Here is a 25,458-nt window from a genome sequence, read left to right as displayed (position 1 = left end):
AAAGAGATTTTATGGGAAAGGCAATTTTTACTAATAAAACTTTTCTTTACGGATTAGTTTTTTTTATAATTATAGTTCTTCTTTATAATTTGTACGCATTACTTTTTGAATTTGAGGCTTTCCTCTTTATTCCAATCATCATTCAAGTAACTTTGTTATTTTTGGTTTTCGTGAGACATCAATATATTAAGGTACTACTTCAAATTTGGAGTGCGGTATTTTTAATTTTAGGATTTGGATTATTTGTATTAGGTGGATTGCTGAAGGATTTGGCAAATGGTTTTGAGTATTTTGACATTCTTAATTATTTTCCCAAAGTGGTTTTGCTCTTGGCGGGATTAATAATATTCCAAGGTTCAAGTAAAACGATTCATACAAGAAATCTGGATGATTAATTTTACAATGTTTGAAATAGTATTTTTATAGTTAATTTAAATAATAGGTACAAAATTTGTATCCAAAAATCCATAGTGATGACAAATCGTTATGGATTTATTGTTTTTAATACTAACTACTAAATTTTAAAGCTATGGCCGAAATTCAAATCAAAGAGCAATCTAACGGAAAGAAAACTCAAAACAAAAAACCGATAAGAGTCGATATGACGCCAATGGTGGATCTGGGATTTTTACTCATCACATTTTTTATGTTCACGACCAATTTCTCAAAACCGAATGCCATCAATTTTTCAAATCCACCGGAAAACACTGGTAAACCAACAGAAATCGATTACAGAAACCAGATCACCTTTATCCTTGGAAAGGAAGGAAAGGTCTTCTACTATCAGGCAGATAAGAAAGATTTGAACGACAACAGCTTAAAACTAATTTCGTTCGATAAAGCACAAATATCCAAAACAATTGAAGCTGCTAAAGCCAATGCTCCAAAGAAAGATATTTTCACCGTGATCATCAAACCAACAGATGATGCTGAATACAAATCAGTCGTAGACATGTTAGATGAAATGACCATCACAAGATCTGAACGCTATGGAATGTCAGAATTGAACGACAAGGAAAAAGAATTGTACGAGAAAAAAATTCAATAAAAAATACCAAATTAATGTAAAGAGTGTCTGATGGACGCTCTTTTTTATTTATTTTAGAGGAAAATTTAGCCGATGAAAAACTTTTTTCCAATTCTTATTTTACTGTCAGTCATCTCTTGTAAAAAAACTGAAGAGACCAATGTTTCTAAAGTTGACAGCGCCAAGATCATCGATTCCATAAACGTTGCGAGAACTAAGATCAATGATAGCATTCTCAGCAGCCGTAGTTTCAAAGATCTGGAAGGCACACACAGTTTGACGCACGATATGCTGAAAGGAACAGGAAAAATAACTTTTAAGAAAATTGGTCAGGACGAATATCAAATCTCAGGAAAACAAGCTGATGGCAAACAATATCTGACCATAGATGGAACCGCAAGAATGACTTCGTCCAAAAACCTTAAATTTGAAGGCGACATCAAACAAAGCATTTCCGATAACGACAATGGAAAAGTGGATGTGAGAAGCGGAAAGAAAAATTTTTCTACGACAGACGGCGGCAAAACTTTTAAACTGCACGAATCCATCAACAGCTCGGGATTTGCTGACAAAATCATAATCAAAATGTAATTTATGCTCAACTACGAAATAGAAGGAAACGGAACGGAAAACTTGGTGTTGCTCCACGGATTTATGGAAAATATCTCGATTTGGGAAGATTTGAAACCGCATCTGTCCGAGAAATTCAAATTGATAAAAATCGATCTGCCAGGATTCGGGAAGTCAGAAGTGATTGCCGAAGTTCAAACGATGGAATTGATGGCTGAAGAACTTAAAAAAGTGGCAGACCATTTGAAATTAAATGAATTCCATTTGCTCGGACATTCGATGGGCGGTTACATTGCCTTGGCTTTTGCAGAAAAATATCCTGAAGATTTGAGATCATGCACGCTGTTTTTCTCAACTTATTTCGCAGACGACGAGGAGAAGAAACAGACCCGAACCAAAGGCTTGAGGATCATCAAAGAAAATCTGAGAGCTTTCGTAAACGCCGGCGTTCCCAATCTTTTCAATCCAAACGAGCACGACATTCTGGAATCCAAAATAAAACTTGCGAAGGAAATCGCCTACACATCTTCCGTAGACGGCGTTCTTGCGTCGCAAAAAGGAATGATAGAACGTCCCGACCGCTCCAAGGTCTTAGAAAACTTCGAAGGCAAGATCCTCATTTTATCTGGCAAACACGATTCGGCGGTCAACTCAGAAAAAACCATCAAAAATCTGCCCGATAATACCAACATCAAATCCTACGTTTTGGATTGCGGACACAACGGACATTGGGAAAAACCGGAAGTTTGCGCCTCGATCATCAACACAGAATTGCTCCATCATCTACCCAAAAAATTCGTTCTCTAAAATGGAAATCCTATCAAAAATCCTCATCGCAATCGTCGCGCTAGAGCATCTTTACATCCTGTACATGGAAATGTTCGCGTGGGAAACCTTGGGCAAGAAAACCTTCAAAGGTTCGCTTCCGGACGAGCTTTTCAAACCAACGAAAGGACTCGCCGCCAACCAAGGCTTGTACAACGGATTTCTCTCCGCTGGACTCATTTGGAGTTTGTTTATTTGCGACGTCATTTGGTCAAAAAATGTGGCGATTTTCTTTCTTGGATGCGTTATCGTAGCCGGGATTTACGGAGCACTTTCAGCTTCGAGAAAAATATTTTTCGTTCAGGCGTTGCCGGCAATCATCGCTTTGGTTTTCGTGTTGTTGAGATAGATTTTTAGGAGCTTGATCCCGCTGTCCACTATATCTTTTTCTTTTCCGTTGCCTGAGCGAAGCCGAAGTTAAAGAAAAAGAAAAAGGATGCCGTTCCCATCGGGGCTAGGGGTTTTGTTTGTCTACCAAAAGTTGTCAAAAGATTAAAGTTTCAACCAATCATTACTCGCAACTTTTCAAATCAATCGGGTTTTTGAACCTATCAATTTTTACTTTCTCCGACTTGTCATAGGATTCTTTTGCTTCCCTGGAATCTACATTTTTTCCATTGTATACATAACTGAAAGTGGCTTTCGGGTCATTCAGATTAGAAAAGATCATTGATGGTTCTTTTTGATATTTATCCCAGAAAGTATCCCATTGTTTTGGAGACAGGTTTACTTTTGCAGTGTAGGCGTTGCGTTTTTCGATGTTGCTTTGTTCCTTTGTCAGACCTTTGATCTCAAAAATAAAATTATCGTCAGAATCACTGATCTTCAGTATTAGTCCAGGCAATCCGAAAAACTTGTACGGACCATCATTGATCGGGATTTCGTTGGTAAACCACGCGATCCACTTTCTTCCACCAAAGTCGGTTTCTGCTTTTTGTACACTGTAGCCAAAGATTTTACTTTTGATCTCTTTGATGGTCCACTTCGGTTTACAATCATATTTTGTCAAATAAACTTTGTCGAAGAATTCATATTCTACAGTGGTAGATTGGGATTTCAGATCTTTGATGACAAGTTGTTGTAATTTCCATTCTTCTTTTGGACTGGGAAAATTTCTGTAACCTTGCGAGACCAAAGAGGTTTTCAAAGAATCATACTTGAATTTTGTCAACGATTCAAAATAAGATTCTTTTTCATTTCTGATCAGAGCGGTCAGTTCAGATTGATAATCTTTGTCAGTTTCTGTTGATTTCCATTTCAGTTCATAGATGATTTTATGAGATTGTCCGTAAGAAAATTGAACTAAGCATATAAAAATTAGGTAAAACAGGTGGTGAAATTTCATAGCGTAAAATTTAAATTAAAACTAATTTTGTAGTGATACAATATTAAGATTAATTTCTTAGTTTACAACTATTATTTTAGTGATAAAACGCTAGATGACTTTAATCTGCTTACAATTGATTGTTTGATGGGGTAAAAGAATTTAAATCTTTATTAGACTTGTTAAAACTACGCTCGAGTTTTTGCATTTCACATCGCCTGATTCAAGTTTGTCAAATGACGTGTGGGTTGTACTCAATTTTGTTTTTTAATTTCGGTTTTTATTTCTGGAAAATATTTACTGCAATCGTTTTTTCTTTTTTTGTAATTCAATTCTTTGTTCTTCAAGAAAAATTTTTCATCAGTAAGGTTTGTGTAAAGTGTACTACTGTCTTTTGGTGTGCAATTTTTAATCGTGAGATTAGATTCGATATAAGGTCTAATGGTAATTGTAGGGAGATCATCATTTGCGAAATTTTCGCATTGAAATGATATTGTTTCTTTTACGAAATAGCAATTCTTATTTTCAGAAGTTTTAAGAATTAATGTATCATTTTTAATTTTCCAAGTTCCATTTGAAAAATAAGATTTATTCATTTGCAAATCTCTTCCAAGATATTCATAATTATTTTCCGCAGTAATTTTCAATGTTGCAGAAGAAAATAAGACTGAATCAGAAGTATGTTCAATTTTATATGTTCCAATAAATTCAGAATTTTTATTCGATTCACAACAAATCAAAAGAACTGAGAAAATTACTATTGTAAGATAAGTTTTCATATTGGAAAGTAATTCTTCAGGCAAATCACAGTTAAAAATCTTCAGTCTCGATCTTCTCTTTAAAATCCTCAATCGTCTCCTCCATAGATTTGAAATATTTCCCGCCAGAAGCATTGATGTGTCCGCCACCATTGAAGTGCTTTCTCGCAAACTGATTGGTGTCCACAGCATCTTTGGAACGGAAAGATATCTTGATGAAATCCTCGTACAGATCTTCCATAAAGAAAACCGCCATTTTGGTACCGAGAACGCTCAAACCATAATTCACGAAACCTTCTGTGTCGCCTTTGTCAAAGCCGTATTCTTTCAATTCAGCACGTTTTAGCCAAAGGATGGCTACTTTTCCATCTTTTGTCAATTCGATCCTGCTAAGAACGAGAGAAAGGAGATGAAGTCGAGAAATTGTATTTGTGTCCCAAGTGTTGGAAGTGATGATTGCTGGATCTGCACCTTTCTCGATCAGATCGGCAACAATTCTATGTGTGCTAGCGCTTGTAGAACGGAAACGAAAACCGCCTGTATCGGTCATGATTCCAGTGTAAAGACATTGTGCAATATCCAGATTCACAGATTTTTCATCATTGTTGGCTTGGATGAAGTGATAGACCATTTGGCAAGTCGCAGGGATCGTTGTGTCAGAATACACATAATCGAATTGCTCCGGCATTTGATGATGGTCGATCAAGATTTTCTTTGCTTTCGCTTTCGTTACCCAATCGCCAAGAATTCCTATTCGCGACGGTGAATTGAAATCAAGACAGAAGATCACATCCGCATTGTAGATCGCTTCCCCAGCCACTTTTCTTTTGTACTCGCCGATCACGATCTTCTTTGCTTCCGGCATCCATTTTAGGAACTTTGGAAAGTCGTTTGGAACAATCACGGTTGCTTCGATACCTTTTGTTTTCAAATAATGTTTCAGACCAAGAGAAGAGCCGATCGCGTCGCCATCGGGATTGTGATGTGATACGATGACGATATTATTTCCCGGAACGAGAAGGGCGTTGATCTCTGAGATCTCTTTGGCTGTAAACATAAATGATGATTGAAAAGTGAGGCTCCAAAGTTAAAACTTTAAATAAAAAAATCGACTCAAATTTGAACCGATTTTTTTACTATGAATTACTCATTATTTTTTGATGATCTTCTGAACAGATTGTCCATCAACTTTCAGATAATAGATTCCTAAAGGCAGATTTTTGATGTTGATCTCGGTTTTCGTAGATTTACTATTAGAAATAGACCTAACGATTTTACCCGAGTTATCGATTAATTCCAAAGAAGCATTTGGTTTCAGGTTTTCTACAATTACAATGTCAATTGCTGGATTTGGATAAACTGAGATCCGTGATTTCGAAGTTTCAGACGTGGCTAAAACTTTTCTAGAATATGTTGCTTTGTCTCCATTGTATTTTGTGATCACCAATGTTTGACTGCCATTTGAGATATCGTAAGAATATGGAAAGGTTCTGTCGCCGCTGAAAAAATTACCAAAATATAAGCCGTCGAATTGTGATATCTGAGGGTCATCAGAAACTGCAAGGGTTACAGCCAAACTCAAAAGACGAAATCTATTGTCAGAATAAAAGCCAACACTTCCTTGGCCACTATTGAAATAACTACTCTGGATATCACCATTCGCATTTATTGTGGTGTTTCCTGCCTGATGTTGGGTCGGTTTGTGGTAGTTGATCCCATTGATGTTAAGAGATTCTATAACCCAAGTTTGCGAGCTGAGGTTTGTAGGTGGCGTATAATAAGCAAAAGTCAATTGGTCACCAGAAATATTGCTTAATATCAGATCATAACCATTTGATTTCTGAACAATATCGTACGTGATCTTGTTGACAGTATTAGAATTCTTTGTAAAAAACAAAGAGTAGTTGGTGTTGAGATCAGTAGGTTGGCAATTCCCTACGGACGCATTGGCTTGTGTAATGACAAAATCGTTTGTATTACTATTAAAGTTGACCTTCCCAAAATTTTCTGAGCAGATGTTACTCACATAATTGAAAAGAGAATCTGAATAGAATGTCATAAAGTAAGCAGTCTGATCAGCAGAAATGTCAATCGTGGAACCGTTGACTTTCACTTTTTCCACTTTCCAATTCCTTTCAAATAACAAACTGTTTTGTGAGAATCCCAAAAGCCATAGAAAGTTGAAAATTAAAATGTAAAGTTTTTTCATAGTTAGTAATTTTTTATTTGATCATAAAGTTAATATTATTTTTACAATTTTTATAACTCACTGATAGATTTAATATTACGATTTTAAAAATCTTCCTGCAAAAATTTCCGTAACTTTGCAAATCATTTCTAATCGTTGAATGCTCAAATCTTTTGGTCGTTCAACCTTTTAATTTTAATTCAAGTTAATGCACAAAGCAGGATTCGTAAACATCGTTGGGAAACCAAACGCCGGAAAATCAACCCTTCTCAATCAATTGATGGGAGAGAAGCTGGCAATCGTAACCCAAAAAGCACAAACCACAAGACACAGGATCTTCGGGATTTATAATGAAGAAGACCTTCAAATCGTTTTTTCTGACACGCCAGGCGTTCTGGACCCCAAATACGGTTTGCAGGAAAAAATGATGGACGTTGTGAAAGATTCTTTACAGGATGCAGATGTTTTCCTTTTCATTGTCGATGTGACGGACAAAGCGGAACAATCAGAATTTTTGATTGATAAATTGAACAAAATTCCTGTTCCTGTTTTATTGTTATTAAACAAGATCGACCAGACCAATCAAGAAGCGCTGGAGAAAATAGCGACCGATTGGCACGAGAAAATCCCTAAAGCTGAGATTCTTCTAATTTCTGCTTTAAACTCTTTCAACACACACGTGATCCTTCCGAAACTGAAAGAGATGTTACCGGAAAATCCACCTTACTACGACAAGGAAATGTACACGGACAGACCAGAGCGTTTCTTCGTAAATGAAGCAATCCGCGAGAAGATCTTGTTGAATTACGAAAAAGAGATTCCTTACGCTGTAGAAGTGGTGACGGAACAGTTCAAAGAAAAAGAGGGTGCGATCGTTATTGATTCTATCATCTACGTGGAACGTGATACGCAGAAAGGGATCATCATTGGCCACAAAGGTGAGATGATCAAAAAAGTGGGTACAGAAGCGCGTATCGACCTGGAAAAATTCTTTGGTAAAAAAATACATCTCAGCCTTTTCGTAAAAGTCAAAAAAGACTGGCGAAAAAATGACAGAGATCTCAAAAACTTCGGTTACCGTTAAAAACCTCCTAAATCCTTTTCTATAAAGGATTTTTTTGTTAGCTTTGATAGAAATTGATTCTGGAAATGAGAAATTTTAATTCATCTAAAGTTAATGACACGGTTTTAAACGGATTGATATTGGTAATAAGATTATTCGTGGGAATATCAATGTTGACGCACGGTTTGCCAAAATTGGACAAGTTGATTGCGAATGACAAGATAGAATTTATGAATTTCCTTGGACTGGGATCAGCGATTTCTCTGGTGCTTGTTGTTTTTGCGGAGTTTTTATGTTCCGTTTTCATCATGCTTGGATTTCTCACAAGATTTGCCACCATTCCTTTGATGGTCACCATGCTCATTGCGTTTTTCGTGGTTCACAGTTCAGATCCGTACGCGACCAATGAATTGAGTTTGGTGTATTTTTTCTTTTACCTGACGATCTTTGTCTTAGGCTCAGGCAAGTTTTCCCTGGATTGGCTATTTTCTAAGAAAGAAGCACTTTATTAATTAAAACAGATTGGCAAAATAATCGCGGATGATGATCCAGAAGTTTTTACCAAGAAAATAGATAAGGGTAGAAGTGATGATTCCTTTCACAGTAAAGAAAATGATTCCGCCGATGCCAAACTTTTTCAGCAAGATCTTCCACTTCGGTAATTTTTTCTCCTCCGTCTGAATATGCTCTTCCATTTTTTATTTTTTTCAAAATTAAGGAAAATTATCCAATTTAGATTCGTTCAAAATAATTTTATGTTCGGCTAACTATTCAATTCTCCCACACTCAAAACGCTATAACTTCGATATTTTTCAACTCGAATACTAACGATTGTTAGTTTTAAATTTTGTCCGTCAAAATATATTTTTATCTTTAGAGACTTCTAAAAATAAAAAATTATATGTCCTCAATTTCAATATCAGAAAGCTTAAAAAAATTAGGAATCTCCACCGAAAACAACGGAACTTCCACAGGATTGGAATTTTTCTCTTCTGGAAAAAATATAGAGAGCAATTCTCCCGTTGATGGAAAATTGATTGCTTCCATCAAAACTTCAGACGCCAATGACTACGAAAAAGTGTTGTCAAAAGCACAGGAAGCTTACAAAGAATTCAGACAAATTCCTTCTCCAAAACGTGGCGATCTGGTGCGCCAATTCGGAAACAAATTGAGAGAATATAAAGATGACTTAGGAAAACTTGTTTCTTACGAAATGGGAAAATCCCTCCAGGAAGGTCTTGGCGAAGTTCAGGAAATGATCGATATCTGTGACTTTGCAGTTGGATTATCACGTCAGCTTCACGGCTACACGATGCATTCCGAAAGACCAGGTCACAGAATGTACGAGCAATATCATCCGCTTGGAATTGTAGGCGTGATCTCAGCATTCAACTTTCCGGTGGCGGTTTGGGCTTGGAACGCTTCATTAGCTTGGATCTGCGGAAATGTTGTCGTTTGGAAACCGTCAGAAAAAACACCACTTTGTGCAATCGCTTGTCAAAATATCTTTGCTGAAGTAGCCAAAGAAAATGGACTTCCGGAAGGAATTTCAAGTTTGGTGATCGCTGATCACGAGATTGGTGATAGATTGGTGAATGACAAAAGAATTTCCTTAGTTTCTTTCACAGGTTCTACCAAAGTTGGAAGAATCGTTGGGCAAAATGTGGCCAAACGTTTCGGAAAATCGATTTTGGAATTGGGTGGAAATAATGCCATCATTATCACAGAAAATGCCGATATCAATATGAGTATCATCGGCGCGGTTTTCGGCGCGGTCGGAACGGCTGGACAAAGATGTACTTCCACAAGACGTCTCATCATCCACGAATCTGTTTATGACGAAGTGAGAGACCGTTTGGTAAAAGCGTACGGACAATTGAAAATCGGAAATCCGCTTGACGAATCCAATCACGTTGGTCCTTTGATTGACAAATCTGCCGTGAAACAATATCAGGATTCCATCGAAAAATGTAAAGCAGAAGGCGGGAAATTCGTCGTTGAAGGTGGCGTTTTGGAAGGTGAAAATTATACTTCCGGCTGTTACGTAAAACCCTGCATTGCTGAGGTTGAGAACAGTTACGAGATCGTTCAACACGAGACTTTTGCACCTATTCTTTATTTGATCAAATATAAAACTTTGGACGAGGCGATTGCAATCCAAAATGATGTTCCACAAGGTTTGAGTTCTGCAATTATGACTCAAAACCTGAGAGAAGCAGAATTGTTCCTTTCAAACGGCGGTTCGGATTGTGGCATTGCAAACGTGAATATCGGAACTTCTGGAGCGGAGATCGGTGGCGCTTTCGGAGGCGAAAAAGAAACCGGAGGCGGAAGAGAATCAGGCTCCGATGTCTGGAAATATTATATGAGAAGACAAACCAACACGATCAATTATACGACCAGTTTGCCTTTGGCTCAGGGAATCAAATTCGATTTAGATTAATAAATCCGGAAGCTGGAATTCAGATGTAGGAAGTTTTTTAAAATTCTGCATTTATCATTTATCAATCACCATTTATCACTTATAAAAATGAACACAATTGTACACGAAAATAAAGTAAAAGAAACCCTAGGCAAACATATCCTTGCAGACGGTTTCGATTTTGTAATGGATTTCGAAAAGTCCCACGGTTCCTACATTATCGACCGATTGACAGGCAAAAAATATCTCGATATGTTCTCGATGTTTGCGTCGGCTTCGGTCGGTTACAATCACCCTTACATTTTGGAAAAGGCCAATTGGTTGGGAAAAATGGCAATCTACAAACCAACTTTGAGCGATGTTTATCTTCAGGAATTTGCAGATTTTATGGACGTTTTCTCGAGAGTGGCGATTCCTAAAGAGTTACCTTATTGCTTTTTCGTGGAAGGTGGCGCATTGGCTGTAGAAAATGCTTTGAAAACCGCTTTCGATTGGAAGACCAGAAAGAACTGGCAAAAAGATATTGACAAGGAAGCAAGTTTGGTCATTCATTTCAAACAATCTTTCCACGGCAGAAGTGGCTACACATTGTCATTGACAAATACTTCGGACCCAAGAAAACACCAATATTTCCCAAAATTTGAGTGGCCAAGAATCACCAATCCAAAACTGAATTTCCCGATTACGGAAGAGAATCTTGAGGAAACCATCAAGCACGAACAAATGGCCTTGCTTAATATTCAGGAAGCGATTTTGGCAAATCCGGATGAGGTGGCTTGTATCATTATTGAGCCGATCCAGGCAGAAGGTGGCGACAACCATTTCAGAAACGAATTCTTCGCCGAACTAAGAAGGATCTGTGACGAAAACGAAATCCTTCTGATCCTCGACGAAGTTCAAACCGGAATCGGAATGACGGGAAAAATGTGGGCTTACGAAGATCTGGGAATAATTCCAGACGTCATTTCTTTCGGTAAGAAAACACAGGTTTGCGGAATCTTGGCCAACAAAGAAAAGCTGGACGAAGTAGAACATCACGTTTTTGTAGAAAGTTCCAGAATCAACTCTACTTTCGGTGGAAACTTTATCGATATGCTTCGTTTTCAATTGGTTTTAGAAATTATAGAGAATGAAAATTTGGTAGAGAATTCCAAAGTGGTAGGAGAATTTCTATTAGAAGGATTATTAAAATTAGAACAAAAATTCCCAGAACAGATCTTTGCATCGAGAGGAAAAGGCTTGATGTGTGCTTTTGATCTGAAAGACCACGACACCAGAAACTGGCTGAGAGAGAAGCTTTATGACGAAGGAATCATCGTGTTGACCTGCGGTGACCAGTCTATTAGATTCCGTCCACATCTTAATGTAACAAAAGAAGAAATTCAGATTGTTTTAGATAAGATTAATTCAATATTTGAGAATTTAATATAAAGAATTTTTGATTTTGATATTTTTTTTATAAATTGCTATGCTTAATAAATATCAAAATCTGAATTATGGATGCAACAACCAGAGTCTCTGTTTACGAAAGCAGTAGCCCCCAGGAGATCCAGCTGATGAAGTCTAAGCTGGAAGATGCAGGAATAAAATGTGATGTTGAGAACTCTTATCTTAGTTTTCTTTCGACTCCCACTGCAACCAACACTTTTATTAAAGTTGATCTGAAAGACGAGAAAAAAGCGTTTGAGATCATCGACGAGTATTTAAAATCAAACCAAAATTGATTTCATATTTTTAAATTTTACGTTTTACAGAAATCGGGTTCAAATTTATTTGAGCCCGATTTTTTATGATTTATTTGAATTTTATTTTGTTGATAATCTACAAAATCAGTATCATTGCACAACAAAAGGGGAATTAGCTCATCTGGCTAGAGCGTTAGACTGGCAGTCTAAAGGTGACGGGTTCGATCCCCGTATTCTCCACTTGATCCTTACTATTTTTAGTAAGGATCTTTTGTTTTAGGCACATTGTATTTATGCTGCAAGTATTTTCGAGATAAGGATATTTATGATTAATTTAATTCAAACTCTTGTTTAATTTGGATAACTGTCCTATTTTTGTGAAACAAACCAAACTATTCCTATCGAAAAAAAATTACTGTTTAAAATCTCCTCAATGAAAAGATCTGTACTGGTAATTCTATTTTCAATAATTCTGGTGTCTTGTGGCGCTTCGAAACCCACAAAAAAGTATTCTTACAAAAAACCAACGACCACCAAATCTACCAATCTCAAAAAGCTAAGTTCCACCTATTCAGGCAATGTTTCCGGGACCAGAGCCTCCATCTTGACCGACGCTGAAAATTATCTGGGAACGCCGTACAAATACGCTGGAAACACAAAAGCCGGTTTCGACTGCTCAGGATTGGTGTGTAAGGTTTTTGATGAGAACAAGATTCAAATGCCAAGACGTTCTCAGGATCAGGGGAAGTCTGGGGTTTCAATCAATATTTCACAAGCCAAACCTGGCGATCTCCTTTTCTTTGCAACAGCTGGCGGATCATCCGTCACGCATGTAGGAATCGTGCATGATGTTATGAACAGTGGCGAAGTGACCTTCATCCACGCCTCGACTTCCAAAGGTGTTATCATCTCCTCTCTCAACGAAACCTATTGGAACAAAGCTTTCCTTTTTGCAAGAAGTGTGCTTTAGATTTATTATTTTTGCGGAACACGATTTCCATGTCAAAAAGGAGATCAATTATCATTAATCAATTATCATTTATAAAAATATGTCTTTACAGGAAAAAATCGAAAAAGCTTGGGATAACCGCGAACTTTTGAAAGAAGAAGAATATCAGAATGCCGTTAGAGAAGTCGTTGCAAAACTGGACGCAGGCGAATTGCGTACCGCAGAACCTACAGAAAACGGTTGGCAGATCAACGAGTGGGTGAAGAAAGGTGTGGTAATGTACTTCCCGATCCAGACAATGGAAACCATAGAAGTTGGTCCATTCGAATTCCACGATAAAATTCCTTTGAAGAAAAATTATGCAGAAAAAGGCGTTAGAGTAGTGCCTCACGCAATCGCAAGACACGGAAGTTTCGTAGCAAGCGGTGTGATCTTGATGCCATCTTACGTTAACATTGGTGCTTACGTAGATTCTGGAACTATGGTTGATACTTGGGCTACGGTTGGAAGTTGCGCACAGATTGGCAAGAATGTTCACCTGAGTGGTGGTGTAGGAATTGGTGGTGTTTTGGAGCCATTGCAAGCAGCGCCGGTCATTATCGAGGATGATGCCTTCATCGGTTCACGCTGTATTGTAGTAGAAGGTGTTCGCGTAGGTAAAGAAGCTGTTCTTGGAGCTAATGTTTGTCTGACAATGTCAACTAAAATCATTGATGTTACAGGCCCAGAACCAATCGAAACGAAAGGTTACGTTCCAGAACGTTCCGTAGTAATTCCTGGAAGTTACACCAAGAAATTTCCATCAGGTGAGTACCAAGTACCTTGTGCCTTGATCATCGGGAAAAGAAAAGAATCTACAGACAAAAAAACCTCTCTGAATGATGCTTTGAGAGAAAATAATGTAGCGGTTTAATAGATAGAGATTTTAAACTTATATTTGTCATTCTAATGAGAACTTAACTTCTCGTTAGAATGACATTTTTTTTAAACTAAACCTACGAAAACAGTGAAACAGAAGTTCTTAAAATTTATTTCTGATTATCGTATCATCTTTGTGATCTATATTATTGTGGCCGCGGTCACTGCTTACAGCAAATATAAAAGAGGAACTGGAGGCTACAACAATTATCTGATTTTCAAAGGTGTGTTTTATAATACATTGCAGGAGAAAAACATTTTCTTACAATATCCCGACCTTTTCTTCGACAGCAACCATTACGGTGTGTTTTTTAGTTTGATCATTGCACCTTTTGCGATGATGCCGGATGGTTTTGGTTCTGTTTTATGGAATGTTGCCAGCACTTTGGTTTTCCTTTTTGCGATTTACAAACTTCCTTTTTCGGATGCTAAAAAATCTTTTTTTGCCTGGCTTTGTCTTCAGGAATTTATCACTGCGGCCACTTATTTTCAGTTTAATATCATCTTGACAGGCTTGCTGATCTTATCTGCTGTTTTTATTTATGAAAGAAAAGAAGCGCAATCAGCCTTTGCAATTCTCATTGGAACTTTTGTGAAAGTTTATGGCATTGTAGGTCTGTCCGCTTTCTTTTTCATTAAAAATAAAATCAAGTTCATCATCTCTTTCGCTGTTATAGCCGTCATTTTCTTCATATTGCCAATGCTCATTTCTAGTAAGGAATTTGGAATCCAGTCGTACATTGATTGGTATGTTTCTTTGTCAGAGAAGAATTTGTCTAACCAATCTTTGACAAGCCGTCAGGATTACTCTTTGATGGGCGTTGTGAGAAGGATTCTGGGAAGAGCAGATCTATCGAATCTTTTGTTCGTAGTTCCAGGATTTGTTTTGTTTATGACACCTTATCTTAGAATGAAGCAGTACAAATTTCTCCCGTTTCAGTTAATGGTCTTGGCTTCCACATTACTGTTTTTGGTTCTATTTAGTTCAGGTTCAGAAAGTCCTACATACATCATTGCAATTGCGGGTGTGATGATCTGGTTTTTGATGCAAAAGAAAATTTCAAAGATTGACATTGTCTTGTTGGTTTTCGTCATGATTTTCACTTGTTTTGCATTCTCGGATTTGTTTCCAAAATCTATCAAAGAAGGTGTTTTCATAAAATATTCAACCAAAGCAATTCCTTGTATAGTCATTTGGTTCAGAGTGATGTACGAATTGTTGACAAAAGATTTTGAGAAAGATTATAAGTTAGATTGATGAAAAAAATTTCCATAGTCATTCCCGCGCACAACGAGCAAGAAAACGTTGCCTTGATTCATCGAAAAATAAAACAAGTTTTTGATGGATTGAATCATTATGACTTCGAAATCATCTTTGTCAACGATGGAAGCCGAGACAACACACAGCAGAAGCTGGAAGAACTTTCCCAAAAGTATAGTGAAGTCAAATTCATAGAGTTTTCCAGAAACTTCGGTCATCAACCCGCTGTAAAAGCTGGAATTGATAATGCAGATGGAAACGCGGTAATCTCGATGGATGGCGATTTGCAACATCCGCCAGAGTTGATTCCCGAATTAATTAAAAAATGGGAAGAAGGAAACGATATTGTGTTTACCATCAGAACTTATCCCAAAGAAATTTCTTTTTTTAAGAGAAAAACGTCTGACTTTTTTTACAAATTATTATCCAGCCTTTCCGATGTCAATTTGACAAAAGGTGGCGGTTCGGATTTCCGCTTGATGGATGCTAGCGCGGTAGAAGTGATGCGAAATTTCAACGAGGATGATTTGTTTCTCCGAGGATTGACAAGTTGGATGGGTTTCAAACAAACCGGAATCGAGTTTACTGCCAACGAAAGACAGGCGGGCGAAAGCAGTTATAATTTGAAGAAAATGATAACATTTGCGTTCACGGGAATTACGGCATTTAGTGTCAAACCATTATCCATTGCGGCGTATTTAGGGTTCTTATTTTCAGGACTTTCCGTCATCGGCTATGGTCTTTATGTTCTTTATTCCTTCATTGAAAAAACAGAAATTTCCGGTTGGGCATCGTTGATTATGACCATCGTTTTCTTTGGCGGATTACAATTGATAATATTAGGAATTATCGGGATTTACTTGGGGAAAATCTTCAAAGAAGTGAAGCAAAGGCCGAACTATATCATCAAAAATAAAAATTTCTAAAATGATTTTATTAAGTTTTGACATCGAAGAATTTGATATGCCTTTGGAGTACAATGGCGAGATTCCTTTGGATGAGCAGTTGGCGGTTTCCAGAAAAGGTCTGCAGAATATTCTCAGGATTTTGAATCAAAATCAAGTCAAAGCTACTTTTTTTTCGACGGTAATTTTTGCTCAGAATAATCAGGATTTGGTGCGGCAACTATTGGAGGAAGGTCACGAACTGGCATCACACACTTGGTTTCACTCGGAATTTGAAGAAAAACATCTAGCAGAGTCGAAGCAAGAGTTAGAAAGATTATTCGATACGAAAGTCGTTGGACTCAGAATGCCGAGAATGATGGCGGTTTCAGAAGATGCCGTCTCCGATGCAGGATATTTCTATAATTCTTCCATCAATCCGACTTATTTGCCCGGAAGATATAACAATTTCAATGTCAGCAGACAACCGTTTTGGCAAAAGAGAAGCTTGCAGTTTCCAGCTTCGGTTTCTACGATTTTCAGGATTCCTTTGTTTTGGTTAAGTTTCCATAACTTTCCACTTTCGGTTTACAAATTGCTATCCAAATTATCAATCAATTCCACAGGATTTTTGAACATCTATTTTCACCCTTGGGAATTTGCGGATATTTCGAATCCAAAATATAAATTGCCTTCTTTCACCTTCAAAAATACGAATGAAGAAATGGTCAATCGCTTCGATGATTTTATAAAATGGGCAAAAAAAAATAATTATCAGTTTTCTACGACCAGAGAATTTTTGGAAGATTGGACACAAAAAAATAAGAATTAATGAAGATTGCCTACGATGCCAAACGTGTTTTTTCCAGCGTATCAGGATTAGGAAATTATTCCAGAGATCTGGTAAGGATTCTTTCCAAGGTTTTTCCTGAGAATCAATATATTTTGATCAGCAAAAAGACGTCTGACAAAGGAAAGCAAATAGTAGAACTTTCCAACGTTTCGCACGTCAAAACTTCCAAAGGAACTTTGTCACGACAATTCAAAATGGGAATTGATGCGCAAAATTTGGGTGCTGATATCTTCCACGGTTTGTCTGGTGAACTACCATTGAAATGGAACAAGAGACCTACCAAAAAAGTAGTGACCATCCACGATTTGATCTTTGAAAGATATCCAGAATATTACACGTGGTTGGATCGCAGAATCCATTTTTGGAAATTCAAGAAAGCGGCGGTGGCTGCGGACAAGATCATTGCCATTTCTGAGCAGACCAAACGGGATGTTATAGATTATCTTAAAGTTCCTGAAAGTAAAATTGAAGTGGTTTATCAAGGCTGTCATCAAAGCTTTAAAGAAAAACAACCCGCTGAATTTCTAGATCAGGTCAAAGAAAAATTCCAACTTCCAGAGAAATTTATTTTGAATGTTGGAACGATAGAACCAAGAAAAAATCTTTTGAACATCGTCAAAGCTTTGAAGGAAACTCAGATTCCGCTAGTTGTAGTTGGAACCAAAAAGCCAAAATATTTTAAATTAATAGAAAAAGAGATCAAGAAAGGCAAAGTTGAAGTTCAATTTCTTCAAGGCGTTTCGATGGAAGAATTGTCGGCCATTTACAAACTTGCAGAAATCTTCATCTATCCAAGTTTCTTCGAAGGTTTCGGGATTCCCGTGATCGAGGCTTTGTACTCTGGAACGGTTGTCATCACGAGCAATACGAGCTGCCTTCCCGAAGCAGGTGGACCAGATTCTGTTTATATTGATCCTCAAAATGTGGCGGACATCAGATCAAAAATTAATTTTCTTTGGAACAATGAGCCCGAACGAAAACGTCGTGCTGAGAAAGGTTTGGAGTTTGTCCAGAAATTCAATGATGGGGTGATTGCGAAAGAGGTGATGAAGGTTTATGAAAGTTTGTTGAACCACAAAGATTCAAAGGCTATCACAAAGAACACTAATTAAAAGAAACTTTGTGCACATTGTGAAAAAACTTAGTGCTCTTAGTATTTGAAAACGCACTCAATCAAGAATTCCGTTCGCCAAAAATTGCCGATCCAACTCGCACAGAATTTGAGCCACATTCAATCGCCAAAGGAAAATCACCACTCATTCCCATTGATAAAGTTTCCAAAGGTTTTAAGCTGGAAAGTTCATCAAAAAGTTGCTTCAAAACACCAAATTCCTCACGGATCTGCGTTTCATCATCCACAAAACTCGCCATTCCCATCAAGCCTTTGATGTCAATATTAGGATAGTTTCCGTTTAAGAATTTATTGAAAATATCTTTGGCTTCTTCCACTGTCAATCCGAATTTTGTCTCCTCTTTTGCGATTTTTACTTGAAGCAAAACGTTGATTTTTCTTTCGTTCTTCAGAGCTTCTTTGTCAATTTCTTTTAGAAGTTTTTCGCTGTCCACGCTCTCTATCATTGAGATAAATCCGGCCACAAATTTCACTTTGTTGGTTTGAAGATGTCCAATCAGATGCCACTCAATATCATTTGGAAGAACAGGTTGCTTTTCCAACAATTCCTGAACTTTATTCTCACCGAAAGCGCGTTGTCCCAAATCATAAACTTCTTTGATCTTCTCAGCCGGATTGGTTTTGGAAACCGTGACCAGTTTTACATTTTCGGGAAGTTGGGAAAGGATATTTTGATAATTTGATTGTAGTGACATTGGGATCAGTTTATTAAATTAAAACTTTAACAAAAGTAAGGATCTTTAAATTTGAAACCATATAGAAACATATGTTTTATTATTTTAAGAAAAAAGAAATGGGTTTTAAATTCTGGTTTATCTGTCCAACTTAACTTTACATTTTTCTACACTTTTCTTCTTTGAGAAATCTCATACATAATCAATCTTTAATTTGACTGAATTTTCGTAAATTTGAGGAAATTTTTATTCGAATAATAATCAAAAATATATGAGTCAATTTGATGTAACCGTTATCGGTTCTGGTCCTGGTGGATATGTTGCGGCAATCCGTGCTGCCCAATTGGGTTTCAAAACAGCAATTATTGAAAAATATTCAACCTTAGGCGGAACTTGTCTTAATGTTGGATGTATTCCTTCAAAAGCTTTGCTTGATAGTTCTGAGCATTTCGAAAAGGCAAAACACGACTTTGCAAATCACGGGATCATCATCAATGAGCCTACTGCTGATATCGCAAGAATGATCGCCCGCAAAAACGAAGTGGTGGATCAAACCACCAAGGGAATCAACTTTTTGATGGATAAAAATAAGATCACCGTTTTTGAAGGTCTTGGAAGTTTCGAATCTGCAACCCAGATCAAAGTTTCCAAAAACGACGGTTCTTCCGAAGTGATCGAATCAAAATATACAATCATCGCAACTGGTTCCAAACCATCCAGCTTGCCTTTCATCAATCTTGATAAAGAAAGAATCATCACTTCCACAGAAGCTTTGAATCTTAAAGAAATCCCAAAACATTTGGTTGTAATTGGTGGAGGTGTTATCGGTCTTGAGCTTGGTTCTGTTTATTTGAGATTAGGTTCTCAGGTGACTGTGGTCGAGTTTATGGATAAGATCATTCCAGGAATGGACGGAAGTTTGTCTAAGGAATTGCAAAAAGTTCTTAGAAAACAAGGAATGAAATTCGAACTTTCTACAGCTGTTTCGGCAGTTGAGAGAAACGGAGATTCTGTGAAAGTAACGGCTAAAAACAAGAAAGGTGAGGAGGTAACTTATGAAAGTGATTACGTTCTGGTTTCTGTAGGTAGAAGACCTTACACAGACGGACTTGGATTGGAAAAAGCCGGTGTAGAATTGGACGAAAGAGGAAGAGTGAAAACCAACGACCATTTGCAGACGAATGTCTCTAACATCTATGCCATTGGTGACGTGATCAAAGGTGCAATGTTAGCCCACAAAGCGGAAGAGGAAGGAACTTTGGTTGCTGAGATTTTGGCTGGACAAAAACCTCACATCAATTACAACTTGATTCCAGGCGTAGTTTACACTTGGCCGGAAGTTGCTGGCGTTGGTAAGACCGAGGAGCAATTGAAAGAAGAAGGCGTGGCTTACAAAGTGGGAAGTTTCCCAATCAGAGCGTTAGGAAGAAGCCGTGCAAGTGGCGACACAGACGGTTTTGTGAAAATCATTGCTGACGAGAAAACTGATGAAGTTTTAGGTTTCCATATGATCGGCGCAAGAGCAGCAGATCTGATTGCAGAAGGCGTGATCGCTATGGAATTCCGTGCAAGTGCGGAAGACATCGCAAGAAGTTCTCACGCGCATCCAACTTATGCAGAAGCTGTAAAAGAAGCTGCTTTGGACGCAACTGGAAAGCGAGCAATCCATATGTAATCTTAGAGTTCAAAAGATTAAAATATATAAAGAGGAGCAATTTTGCTTCTCTTTTTTTGTTTAAAAATTTTGTATTTTTGTTTTAAATCAAAATCACAAAAATGTCGCCTGAAAATATTTTTATTGCACATCCTAAAAATGCTGAACAAGTAGAAGCATTAAAATCAGTAATGAAATCATTCAAAATAAAATTTGAAATGAAAAAATCAGATGAGACTTTATTGCATTTGGATGAGATCACGAAAAGCCTTTCTCAAGTGAGAAAAATAAAAGAAGGCAAGCTGAAAAAGCAATCTGCAAGAGAATTTCTTGATGAAATATAATGTTGTCTTAACACCAGATTTTAAAAAAAAATTTTAAAAAGCTTTACAAGAAATTTACTTCACTCAAGGATGATTTGATTAAGATGATTGAGATTCTCGAAAATGATTTTGAAGCGGGAATTTCTTTAGGTCATAATTTATTCAAAATCAGACTGGCGATCGAGAGCAAAAATAAAGGCAAATCTGGTGGTGCAAGAGTAATTTATTTTTTTGTGTCAGAAGACAGTGAGATTTATCTGATCCACATCTTCGATAAAGGTGATTTTGAAAATATTCCCAAAAACGTCATTCTTCAGATGCTGAAAAATGTTGGACTTATTTAAAATAGAAAAGTTATTATGATAAAGGAACTTGATCAAGATTTCAGTAGTCTTAATGAATATATCGGTCAACTTACGCCGAGCAAGATCTTCATTTTGGTAGATGAAAATACACACGACCATTGCTTGCCAATTTTGTTGCCCAACTTGGAAACGGACGCGCCATTCGAAATCATCGAGATCGAAGCGGGTGAGGAAAATAAAAACATTGGAACCGCAACTCAGCTTTGGGAAATATTCTCAGAAATGGAAGCGGATAGAAAATCATTATTGATCAATCTTGGCGGTGGAGTAGTGACGGATATGGGCGGTTTTGTGGCTTCAACTTATAAAAGAGGTTTCAAATTCATCAATGTTCCTACGACTTTGCTTGCAATGTGTGACGCTTCGATTGGTGGGAAAACCGGGATCGATCATCAATTTCTAAAAAACATCATCGGGACTTTTGCATTGCCCGAAGGGATTTTCTTCTATCCAAAATTCCTTGAAACTTTGAAGTTTGAAGAACTCAGAAGTGGATTTGCAGAAATGCTGAAGCACGGTTTGATTGCCGATGCAAACCATTGGAATGAATTGAGTTCATTATTTAAAATTACACCTGCCGACGTGGCGCCATTCATTAACCGAAGTATGGAGATCAAGAATGATGTGGTGACAAAGGACTTTAAAGAAGAAAATGTTCGAAAGATCCTCAACTTTGGTCACACCATTGGTCACGCTGTGGAAAGTCTTTTTCTGAAAAAAGGAAACCTGATCCCGCACGGAGAAGCTGTGGCACTGGGAATGATCTGTGAAACGCATTTGGCTTTCTTGGCAGGTTTGATAGATGTAGATGATTCATCAACGATCATTACCAAGATCCAGCGTTTTTTTCCTTACATCGATATTTCCGAATTTAGTAACGAGGATATTGTGAACCTGATGTTCAACGACAAGAAGAATCAGGACGGCGATATCAACTTTTCTTTGATCAATGGTGTTGGAACTTGCGCATTTGACCAGAAATTGCACGCAGACCAGATCAATTTAACCCTGGATTTCTACAAAAATATCGGCACAAATTAATGATGCTATTCTATGAATAGGTTTTTTAATTTGTTGACAATTAATAGTTTGAATAATTTTAATGAGTAGCTATCAATAATATTTAATTTTTTGGCAAAGTATTTGGAAGTATGCTTCCCGTAAAACAAAATTAAAATTTGATATTATGAAAAAGTTATTTTTAGGATTAGGTTTGGTAGCAGGAACTTTTGCATTCGCTCAAACAAGTCCAACATTCGGTTTAAAAGCAGGTCTTAATATTTCTTCAATCTCAGATGATGGTTATGAAGATTCAAAATCTAAAGCAGGTTTCTATGGTGGTATCTTCATGAATGCACCAGTATCAGAAATGTTCAGCATCCAGCCAGAGGTTTTGTATAGCCAAATGGGAGCGAAAACAGTAGATACTTACACAACCACAATCGGAAATGCTAGTTCTACAGTAAGAAACTCTGCAAGTCTTAATTTGGATTATATTACTGTACCGGTAATGTTCCAATTCCACGCAACTCCAGCATTTTACTTGGAAGCAGGTCCAGAATTCGGATTCCTAGTGGGAGCTAAAGCTAAAGGTGACACTGACACATCTACAACTATTGGTGGATCAACATCTACATCTAGCGAATCTTATTCTTCTAGAGAGATGAAAGACAACTTCAGTGGTTTCAATATGGGAGCAGCTCTAGGTTTAGGATTTAACTTTACACCGAACTTAGGGATCAATGCAAGATATGTTGCAGGATTTACTGATATCAACAAAAAGAACAATGATGAGAATGGTAATACATCATTGGAGAACAATGACAACAAAAACAGAAATAATACTTTCCAAGTTGGTTTGTCTTACAAATTCTAATATTACAAAATCTTAAATATTACAAAAGGCCGATCATTCGGTCTTTTTTTATGTTCATATACGATAGTTATAGATAAGATTCTAAACTAAAAGAGAAAGGAAATTCATTGATATTAAAAAATGTAGAATTTGGTCCAATTACAATAATTCTTACATGGCTGTTGAGGTTGGAGTAGGTTTGTACGTAAATAATACCACGGTTGATGCAAGTTATGTTGCAAACATTACAGCTATAAAAAATCAGAATCCAGTTGACAGATAACTTCTAAACATGCGTTGCAAATAGTATTGCAATAAGGATTTTAGAATTATATAAAAAAAAGACCAACTATTACGTTGGCCTTTTTTATGGAATATCATTAAACTAAATTATTTAACGATAAGGTTTTTACTGGTTGTTTCTCCGTTGTTAGAAATTACAATTCTGTAAGTTCCAGTTTTCAAAGTAGAGATATTCACTTTGGTTTTATCATTTTCCAAAGAGCCATTAGAGATCAATTTTCCAGAAAGATCTACGATCTGGTAAGTTGCGCCTTTCGCAGCGTTGGTAAGTGAAATATTAACTTCTCCTTTTGCTGGATTTGGATACAATGCAAAACCTTTGTTGAAAGCAGATTCATTTACTGCAAGGTTTTTAGTAATGTTAAATCTAGCAGAATTGACTGCAAAATAAATATTGTTGGCCGCTTTTACCATAATTCTCGCATTTCCATTTTCCTCATTCGGAAGTGTTACAGAAGCAGATCCGTTGTTTGGTACTTCTGCAAGTAGCGTAGGGTACGTAAGTCCGTTGTCGGAAGAGATGTAGATCTGTACATTTTGAGTATTGATCGGTGCTGCATTGGTTCCTGCAACATCCCAAGTAACCGCAAGCGGGCTTCCTCCTACATAATTAGCTGCTGCTGTCTGAGAGGTCACTTTGAAAGGTCCTGTATTAGCTACGGTTACAACCATTAGATCTCTCGCAGATTGGTTTCCTGTAGCCTTGTTGTCATTAACTAACAATGAGAAGTTCAATGTTCTTGCAACACTTGGAATCACTTCCCAAGTTGGCGTCAAGTTATTTGCTGCGATAGAACTCATCTGAGGGAAATATCTCTCAGGAGTCGTTTTAGGATTGTATGATCTGAAAACCGTTCCTTGAACCGTAGTAGCTGTTGGTGGTTGTGGATTGTAGAATAGTGCAGCAGCATTGGTCTGTTCCCATAGGTAAGTAACAGCATCACCATCTGGGTCACTTCCTGCGCCTGTCAAAACAAATGCAGTTCCGTAAGGAATAGTGTAATCTAAACCTGCGTCAGCAATTGGTGTAGAGTTGTTGTTTGCAGTCTTTACAGAACAGTCCGTACCACGTGTAATGAAGTTATACATTTCATTCACACTTACAGAATGGAAATATGGATCACTGTTGTTTTGTAAATTGTATACTGAAGTACAGATTCCTGCATAGGCCATAATGGTTGATCCACTTCCTGGTTCTACAGCAGTAACTGTATTGGAATTACCACTACAGGATCCTGCATCTGTTGTATTGGCACGGAATGTATGGTTTCCACCGAACTGATGTCCCATTTCGTGCGCTACGTAGTCAATGTTGAAAGCATCATTGATAGGAGCAGAAGATCCTGTCACACCACCAGCTTTGATCGAGCTACAAGGAGATTGCAAATATGCAACACCACCACCACCAGTACTGAAAACGTGTCCGATGTCGTAATTTGCAGTTCCGATTTTTGAGTCGCAAACGGTTTGATTTTCTCCCAACATGGTACCACCACTACCGTTGGTGTATCCATCATTGGTATTTTCGACGAATAGGATTTGATCATTATTTGGAACCATAACCATTGTAAGAGAAACTGTTTTTTCATAAACACCATTTACTCTTGTCATTGTTGCGTTCATAGCAGCTAATACAGCAGCTTTTTTCTGTTCAACTGTTCCGGTTGCAAGACCAGCTCTGTTGTAATGGTATCTGGAATATTCAAAGTTTCCAGCCAAAGCCAGACGGTAAGTTCTCAGTTTGCCATCTTGTACGAAAGGCGCTTTTAGAGAAACCGGCTGTTCAACTGGCGGATTCTCAAAATTATATTTGCCATAATCACAGTTGAATTTTTCTGGATTTACAGGCAAGCTGCTTCTTTCATACACAATGTAATTATTAAGGTCACTTGTATAAGTATCCAGGTAACTGATTTTAGTATTGTCAAAATACATCACATTGAGTCCGTCGTACGGCGAGATACTGAATCTGATGCTGTTTTCCGGACTTTCTTTCTGGTATCCAACATAGGAATTGATTCCTGGATATTTGTCAGATAGTTCTTTCGCCATCACAGCTGCCTCTTTCACGACATAATCAACCAGCTTTCCAGATGCTGTTGGGAATTTCAGGACAAAACTCTCATTGCCAGATTCTCTGTTTGGAGCTTTCGCCAATTCAGATTTTATGCCTTGCAAGTTCAAGCTGTAGATCTTGTAATCATTTGGTGTTGTGGTTCTTTCCATCAATTTAGCAGTTGCTAAGGAAGATTTGTTTTGAACCGGATTCCAAAAGTTTTTTTGTGCACTTAGCATCATAGAAGCCATTATGCCAGTGACAGTGAATAATTGTTTTACCATTATTATAAAATTAGATGATGATTTTTTTTGAGATATTATTTAAAAATTTTATTAATTGATACTAAATTTTTTATATAGCTTAATT

General features: G+C 37.3%; 28 protein-coding genes and 1 tRNA gene. 22 read left to right on the top strand and 7 right to left on the bottom strand.

The window, feature by feature from the left end; genetic code table 11:
* Positions 1-11: 11 nt before the first annotated feature.
* The 5 genes from BMW39_RS11055 to BMW39_RS11035 all read left to right on the top strand — a co-directional run bounded on the left by BMW39_RS11055 (position 12) and on the right by BMW39_RS11035 (position 2,771).
* A complete protein-coding gene (locus tag BMW39_RS11055; RefSeq protein ID WP_034975351.1) occupies positions 12-395 on the top strand; it encodes a hypothetical protein in 384 nt (127 codons plus the stop codon).
* Between the two features lie 134 nt (positions 396-529).
* The gene (locus tag BMW39_RS11050; protein WP_034975348.1) at positions 530-1,048 is read left to right on the top strand and encodes an ExbD/TolR family protein; all 519 of its coding nucleotides are present in this window, start codon (positions 530-532) and stop codon (positions 1,046-1,048) included.
* A 72-nt stretch (positions 1,049-1,120) separates the two neighbouring features.
* Positions 1,121-1,618, top strand: a complete 498-nt coding sequence (locus BMW39_RS11045) for a hypothetical protein (RefSeq protein ID WP_034975346.1) — start codon at positions 1,121-1,123, stop codon at positions 1,616-1,618.
* Positions 1,619-1,621: 3 nt separating this feature from the next.
* The gene (locus tag BMW39_RS11040) at positions 1,622-2,404 is read left to right on the top strand and encodes an alpha/beta fold hydrolase (RefSeq protein ID WP_034975343.1); all 783 of its coding nucleotides are present in this window, start codon (positions 1,622-1,624) and stop codon (positions 2,402-2,404) included.
* Position 2,405: 1 nt separating this feature from the next.
* Complete coding sequence (locus BMW39_RS11035) at positions 2,406-2,771, top strand: DUF1304 domain-containing protein (RefSeq protein WP_034975341.1); 366 nt, start codon at positions 2,406-2,408, stop codon at positions 2,769-2,771.
* A 162-nt stretch (positions 2,772-2,933) separates the two neighbouring features.
* Here BMW39_RS11035 and BMW39_RS11030 read toward each other — a convergent pair whose 3' ends face one another.
* From BMW39_RS11030 to BMW39_RS11015, 4 genes are all read right to left on the bottom strand, one after another.
* Positions 2,934-3,767, bottom strand: coding sequence for a GLPGLI family protein (locus BMW39_RS11030; protein ID WP_034975339.1), 834 nt, complete (start codon positions 3,765-3,767; stop codon positions 2,934-2,936).
* A 233-nt stretch (positions 3,768-4,000) separates the two neighbouring features.
* Positions 4,001-4,525 (bottom strand): hypothetical protein, encoded by a 525-nt coding sequence (locus BMW39_RS11025; protein ID WP_034975338.1) that lies wholly within the window; start codon positions 4,523-4,525, stop codon positions 4,001-4,003.
* A 31-nt stretch (positions 4,526-4,556) separates the two neighbouring features.
* Positions 4,557-5,561: a DHH family phosphoesterase gene (locus tag BMW39_RS11020; protein ID WP_034975337.1), complete on the bottom strand. Its 1,005-nt coding sequence runs from the start codon at positions 5,559-5,561 to the stop codon at positions 4,557-4,559.
* Positions 5,562-5,654: 93 nt separating this feature from the next.
* A complete protein-coding gene (locus BMW39_RS11015) occupies positions 5,655-6,713 on the bottom strand; it encodes a T9SS type A sorting domain-containing protein (protein WP_034975334.1) in 1,059 nt (352 codons plus the stop codon).
* 187 nt (positions 6,714-6,900) lie between these two features.
* Here BMW39_RS11015 and era point away from each other — a divergent pair, with 187 nt between their 5' ends.
* Together era and BMW39_RS11005 are read left to right on the top strand one after the other, a co-directional pair.
* On the top strand, positions 6,901-7,776 hold the full coding sequence (gene era / locus BMW39_RS11010; RefSeq protein WP_034975332.1) for a GTPase Era: 876 nt from the start codon (positions 6,901-6,903) through the stop codon (positions 7,774-7,776).
* A gap of 65 nt (positions 7,777-7,841) precedes the next feature.
* On the top strand, positions 7,842-8,267 hold the full coding sequence (locus BMW39_RS11005) for a DoxX family protein (protein WP_034975331.1): 426 nt from the start codon (positions 7,842-7,844) through the stop codon (positions 8,265-8,267).
* Here the strand turns inward: BMW39_RS11005 and BMW39_RS11000 are convergent, their stop codons facing one another.
* On the bottom strand, positions 8,268-8,450 hold the full coding sequence (locus BMW39_RS11000) for a hypothetical protein (RefSeq protein WP_034975329.1): 183 nt from the start codon (positions 8,448-8,450) through the stop codon (positions 8,268-8,270).
* Between the two features lie 206 nt (positions 8,451-8,656).
* Here BMW39_RS11000 and amaB point away from each other — a divergent pair, with 206 nt between their 5' ends.
* From amaB to BMW39_RS10950, 10 genes are all read left to right on the top strand, one after another.
* A complete protein-coding gene (gene amaB, locus BMW39_RS10995; protein ID WP_034975328.1) occupies positions 8,657-10,198 on the top strand; it encodes an L-piperidine-6-carboxylate dehydrogenase in 1,542 nt (513 codons plus the stop codon).
* A gap of 87 nt (positions 10,199-10,285) precedes the next feature.
* On the top strand, positions 10,286-11,608 hold the full coding sequence (gene lat, locus BMW39_RS10990) for an L-lysine 6-transaminase (protein WP_034975325.1): 1,323 nt from the start codon (positions 10,286-10,288) through the stop codon (positions 11,606-11,608).
* A gap of 65 nt (positions 11,609-11,673) precedes the next feature.
* Positions 11,674-11,901: a putative signal transducing protein gene (locus BMW39_RS10985; RefSeq protein WP_034975323.1), complete on the top strand. Its 228-nt coding sequence runs from the start codon at positions 11,674-11,676 to the stop codon at positions 11,899-11,901.
* Between the two features lie 127 nt (positions 11,902-12,028).
* Positions 12,029-12,102, top strand: a tRNA-Ala gene (locus BMW39_RS10980).
* A 193-nt stretch (positions 12,103-12,295) separates the two neighbouring features.
* On the top strand, positions 12,296-12,832 hold the full coding sequence (locus BMW39_RS10975; protein ID WP_034975321.1) for a C40 family peptidase: 537 nt from the start codon (positions 12,296-12,298) through the stop codon (positions 12,830-12,832).
* A gap of 79 nt (positions 12,833-12,911) precedes the next feature.
* Positions 12,912-13,724, top strand: a complete 813-nt coding sequence (locus BMW39_RS10970) for a 2,3,4,5-tetrahydropyridine-2,6-dicarboxylate N-succinyltransferase (RefSeq protein ID WP_034975319.1) — start codon at positions 12,912-12,914, stop codon at positions 13,722-13,724.
* Positions 13,725-13,817: 93 nt separating this feature from the next.
* The gene (locus BMW39_RS10965) at positions 13,818-14,987 is read left to right on the top strand and encodes a glycosyltransferase family 87 protein (protein WP_034975316.1); all 1,170 of its coding nucleotides are present in this window, start codon (positions 13,818-13,820) and stop codon (positions 14,985-14,987) included.
* Positions 14,987-15,916 carry a glycosyltransferase family 2 protein gene (locus BMW39_RS10960; RefSeq protein ID WP_034975313.1) on the top strand — a complete coding sequence of 310 codons (930 nt, stop codon included), beginning with the start codon at positions 14,987-14,989 and terminating at the stop codon, positions 15,914-15,916. The genes BMW39_RS10965 and BMW39_RS10960 overlap by 1 nt, the downstream gene beginning before the upstream one ends.
* A gap of 1 nt (position 15,917) precedes the next feature.
* Positions 15,918-16,706, top strand: coding sequence for a polysaccharide deacetylase family protein (locus BMW39_RS10955; protein WP_034975312.1), 789 nt, complete (start codon positions 15,918-15,920; stop codon positions 16,704-16,706).
* Positions 16,706-17,839, top strand: a complete 1,134-nt coding sequence (locus BMW39_RS10950) for a glycosyltransferase family 4 protein (protein ID WP_051879912.1) — start codon at positions 16,706-16,708, stop codon at positions 17,837-17,839. Before BMW39_RS10955 ends, BMW39_RS10950 begins: the two co-directional genes overlap by 1 nt.
* Before the next feature lie 61 nt (positions 17,840-17,900).
* Here BMW39_RS10950 and BMW39_RS10945 read toward each other — a convergent pair whose 3' ends face one another.
* Positions 17,901-18,554 (bottom strand): YggS family pyridoxal phosphate-dependent enzyme, encoded by a 654-nt coding sequence (locus BMW39_RS10945; protein ID WP_034975309.1) that lies wholly within the window; start codon positions 18,552-18,554, stop codon positions 17,901-17,903.
* Positions 18,555-18,804: 250 nt separating this feature from the next.
* Here BMW39_RS10945 and lpdA point away from each other — a divergent pair, with 250 nt between their 5' ends.
* The 5 genes from lpdA to BMW39_RS10920 all read left to right on the top strand — a co-directional run bounded on the left by lpdA (position 18,805) and on the right by BMW39_RS10920 (position 22,751).
* Complete coding sequence (lpdA, locus tag BMW39_RS10940; protein WP_034975307.1) at positions 18,805-20,208, top strand: dihydrolipoyl dehydrogenase; 1,404 nt, start codon at positions 18,805-18,807, stop codon at positions 20,206-20,208.
* Positions 20,209-20,309: 101 nt separating this feature from the next.
* Entirely contained in the window at positions 20,310-20,531 is a 222-nt protein-coding gene (locus BMW39_RS19740) for a DUF2683 family protein (RefSeq protein ID WP_034975305.1), read from the top strand.
* A gap of 17 nt (positions 20,532-20,548) precedes the next feature.
* Positions 20,549-20,854: a type II toxin-antitoxin system RelE/ParE family toxin gene (locus BMW39_RS10930; protein WP_034975303.1), complete on the top strand. Its 306-nt coding sequence runs from the start codon at positions 20,549-20,551 to the stop codon at positions 20,852-20,854.
* Between the two features lie 15 nt (positions 20,855-20,869).
* Positions 20,870-21,916 carry a 3-dehydroquinate synthase gene (gene aroB / locus BMW39_RS10925; RefSeq protein WP_034975300.1) on the top strand — a complete coding sequence of 349 codons (1,047 nt, stop codon included), beginning with the start codon at positions 20,870-20,872 and terminating at the stop codon, positions 21,914-21,916.
* A gap of 145 nt (positions 21,917-22,061) precedes the next feature.
* The gene (locus BMW39_RS10920) at positions 22,062-22,751 is read left to right on the top strand and encodes a porin family protein (protein WP_034975298.1); all 690 of its coding nucleotides are present in this window, start codon (positions 22,062-22,064) and stop codon (positions 22,749-22,751) included.
* Positions 22,752-23,120: 369 nt separating this feature from the next.
* Here the strand turns inward: BMW39_RS10920 and BMW39_RS10915 are convergent, their stop codons facing one another.
* Positions 23,121-25,373, bottom strand: coding sequence for a zinc-dependent metalloprotease (locus tag BMW39_RS10915; protein ID WP_034975295.1), 2,253 nt, complete (start codon positions 25,371-25,373; stop codon positions 23,121-23,123).
* Between the last annotated feature and the right edge of the window lie 85 nt (positions 25,374-25,458).

It is taken from the genome of Epilithonimonas lactis, assembly GCF_900110605.1.
GTDB lineage: Bacteria > Bacteroidota > Bacteroidia > Flavobacteriales > Weeksellaceae > Epilithonimonas > Epilithonimonas lactis.
This window is presented reverse-complemented; position numbering and strand designations above follow the sequence as displayed.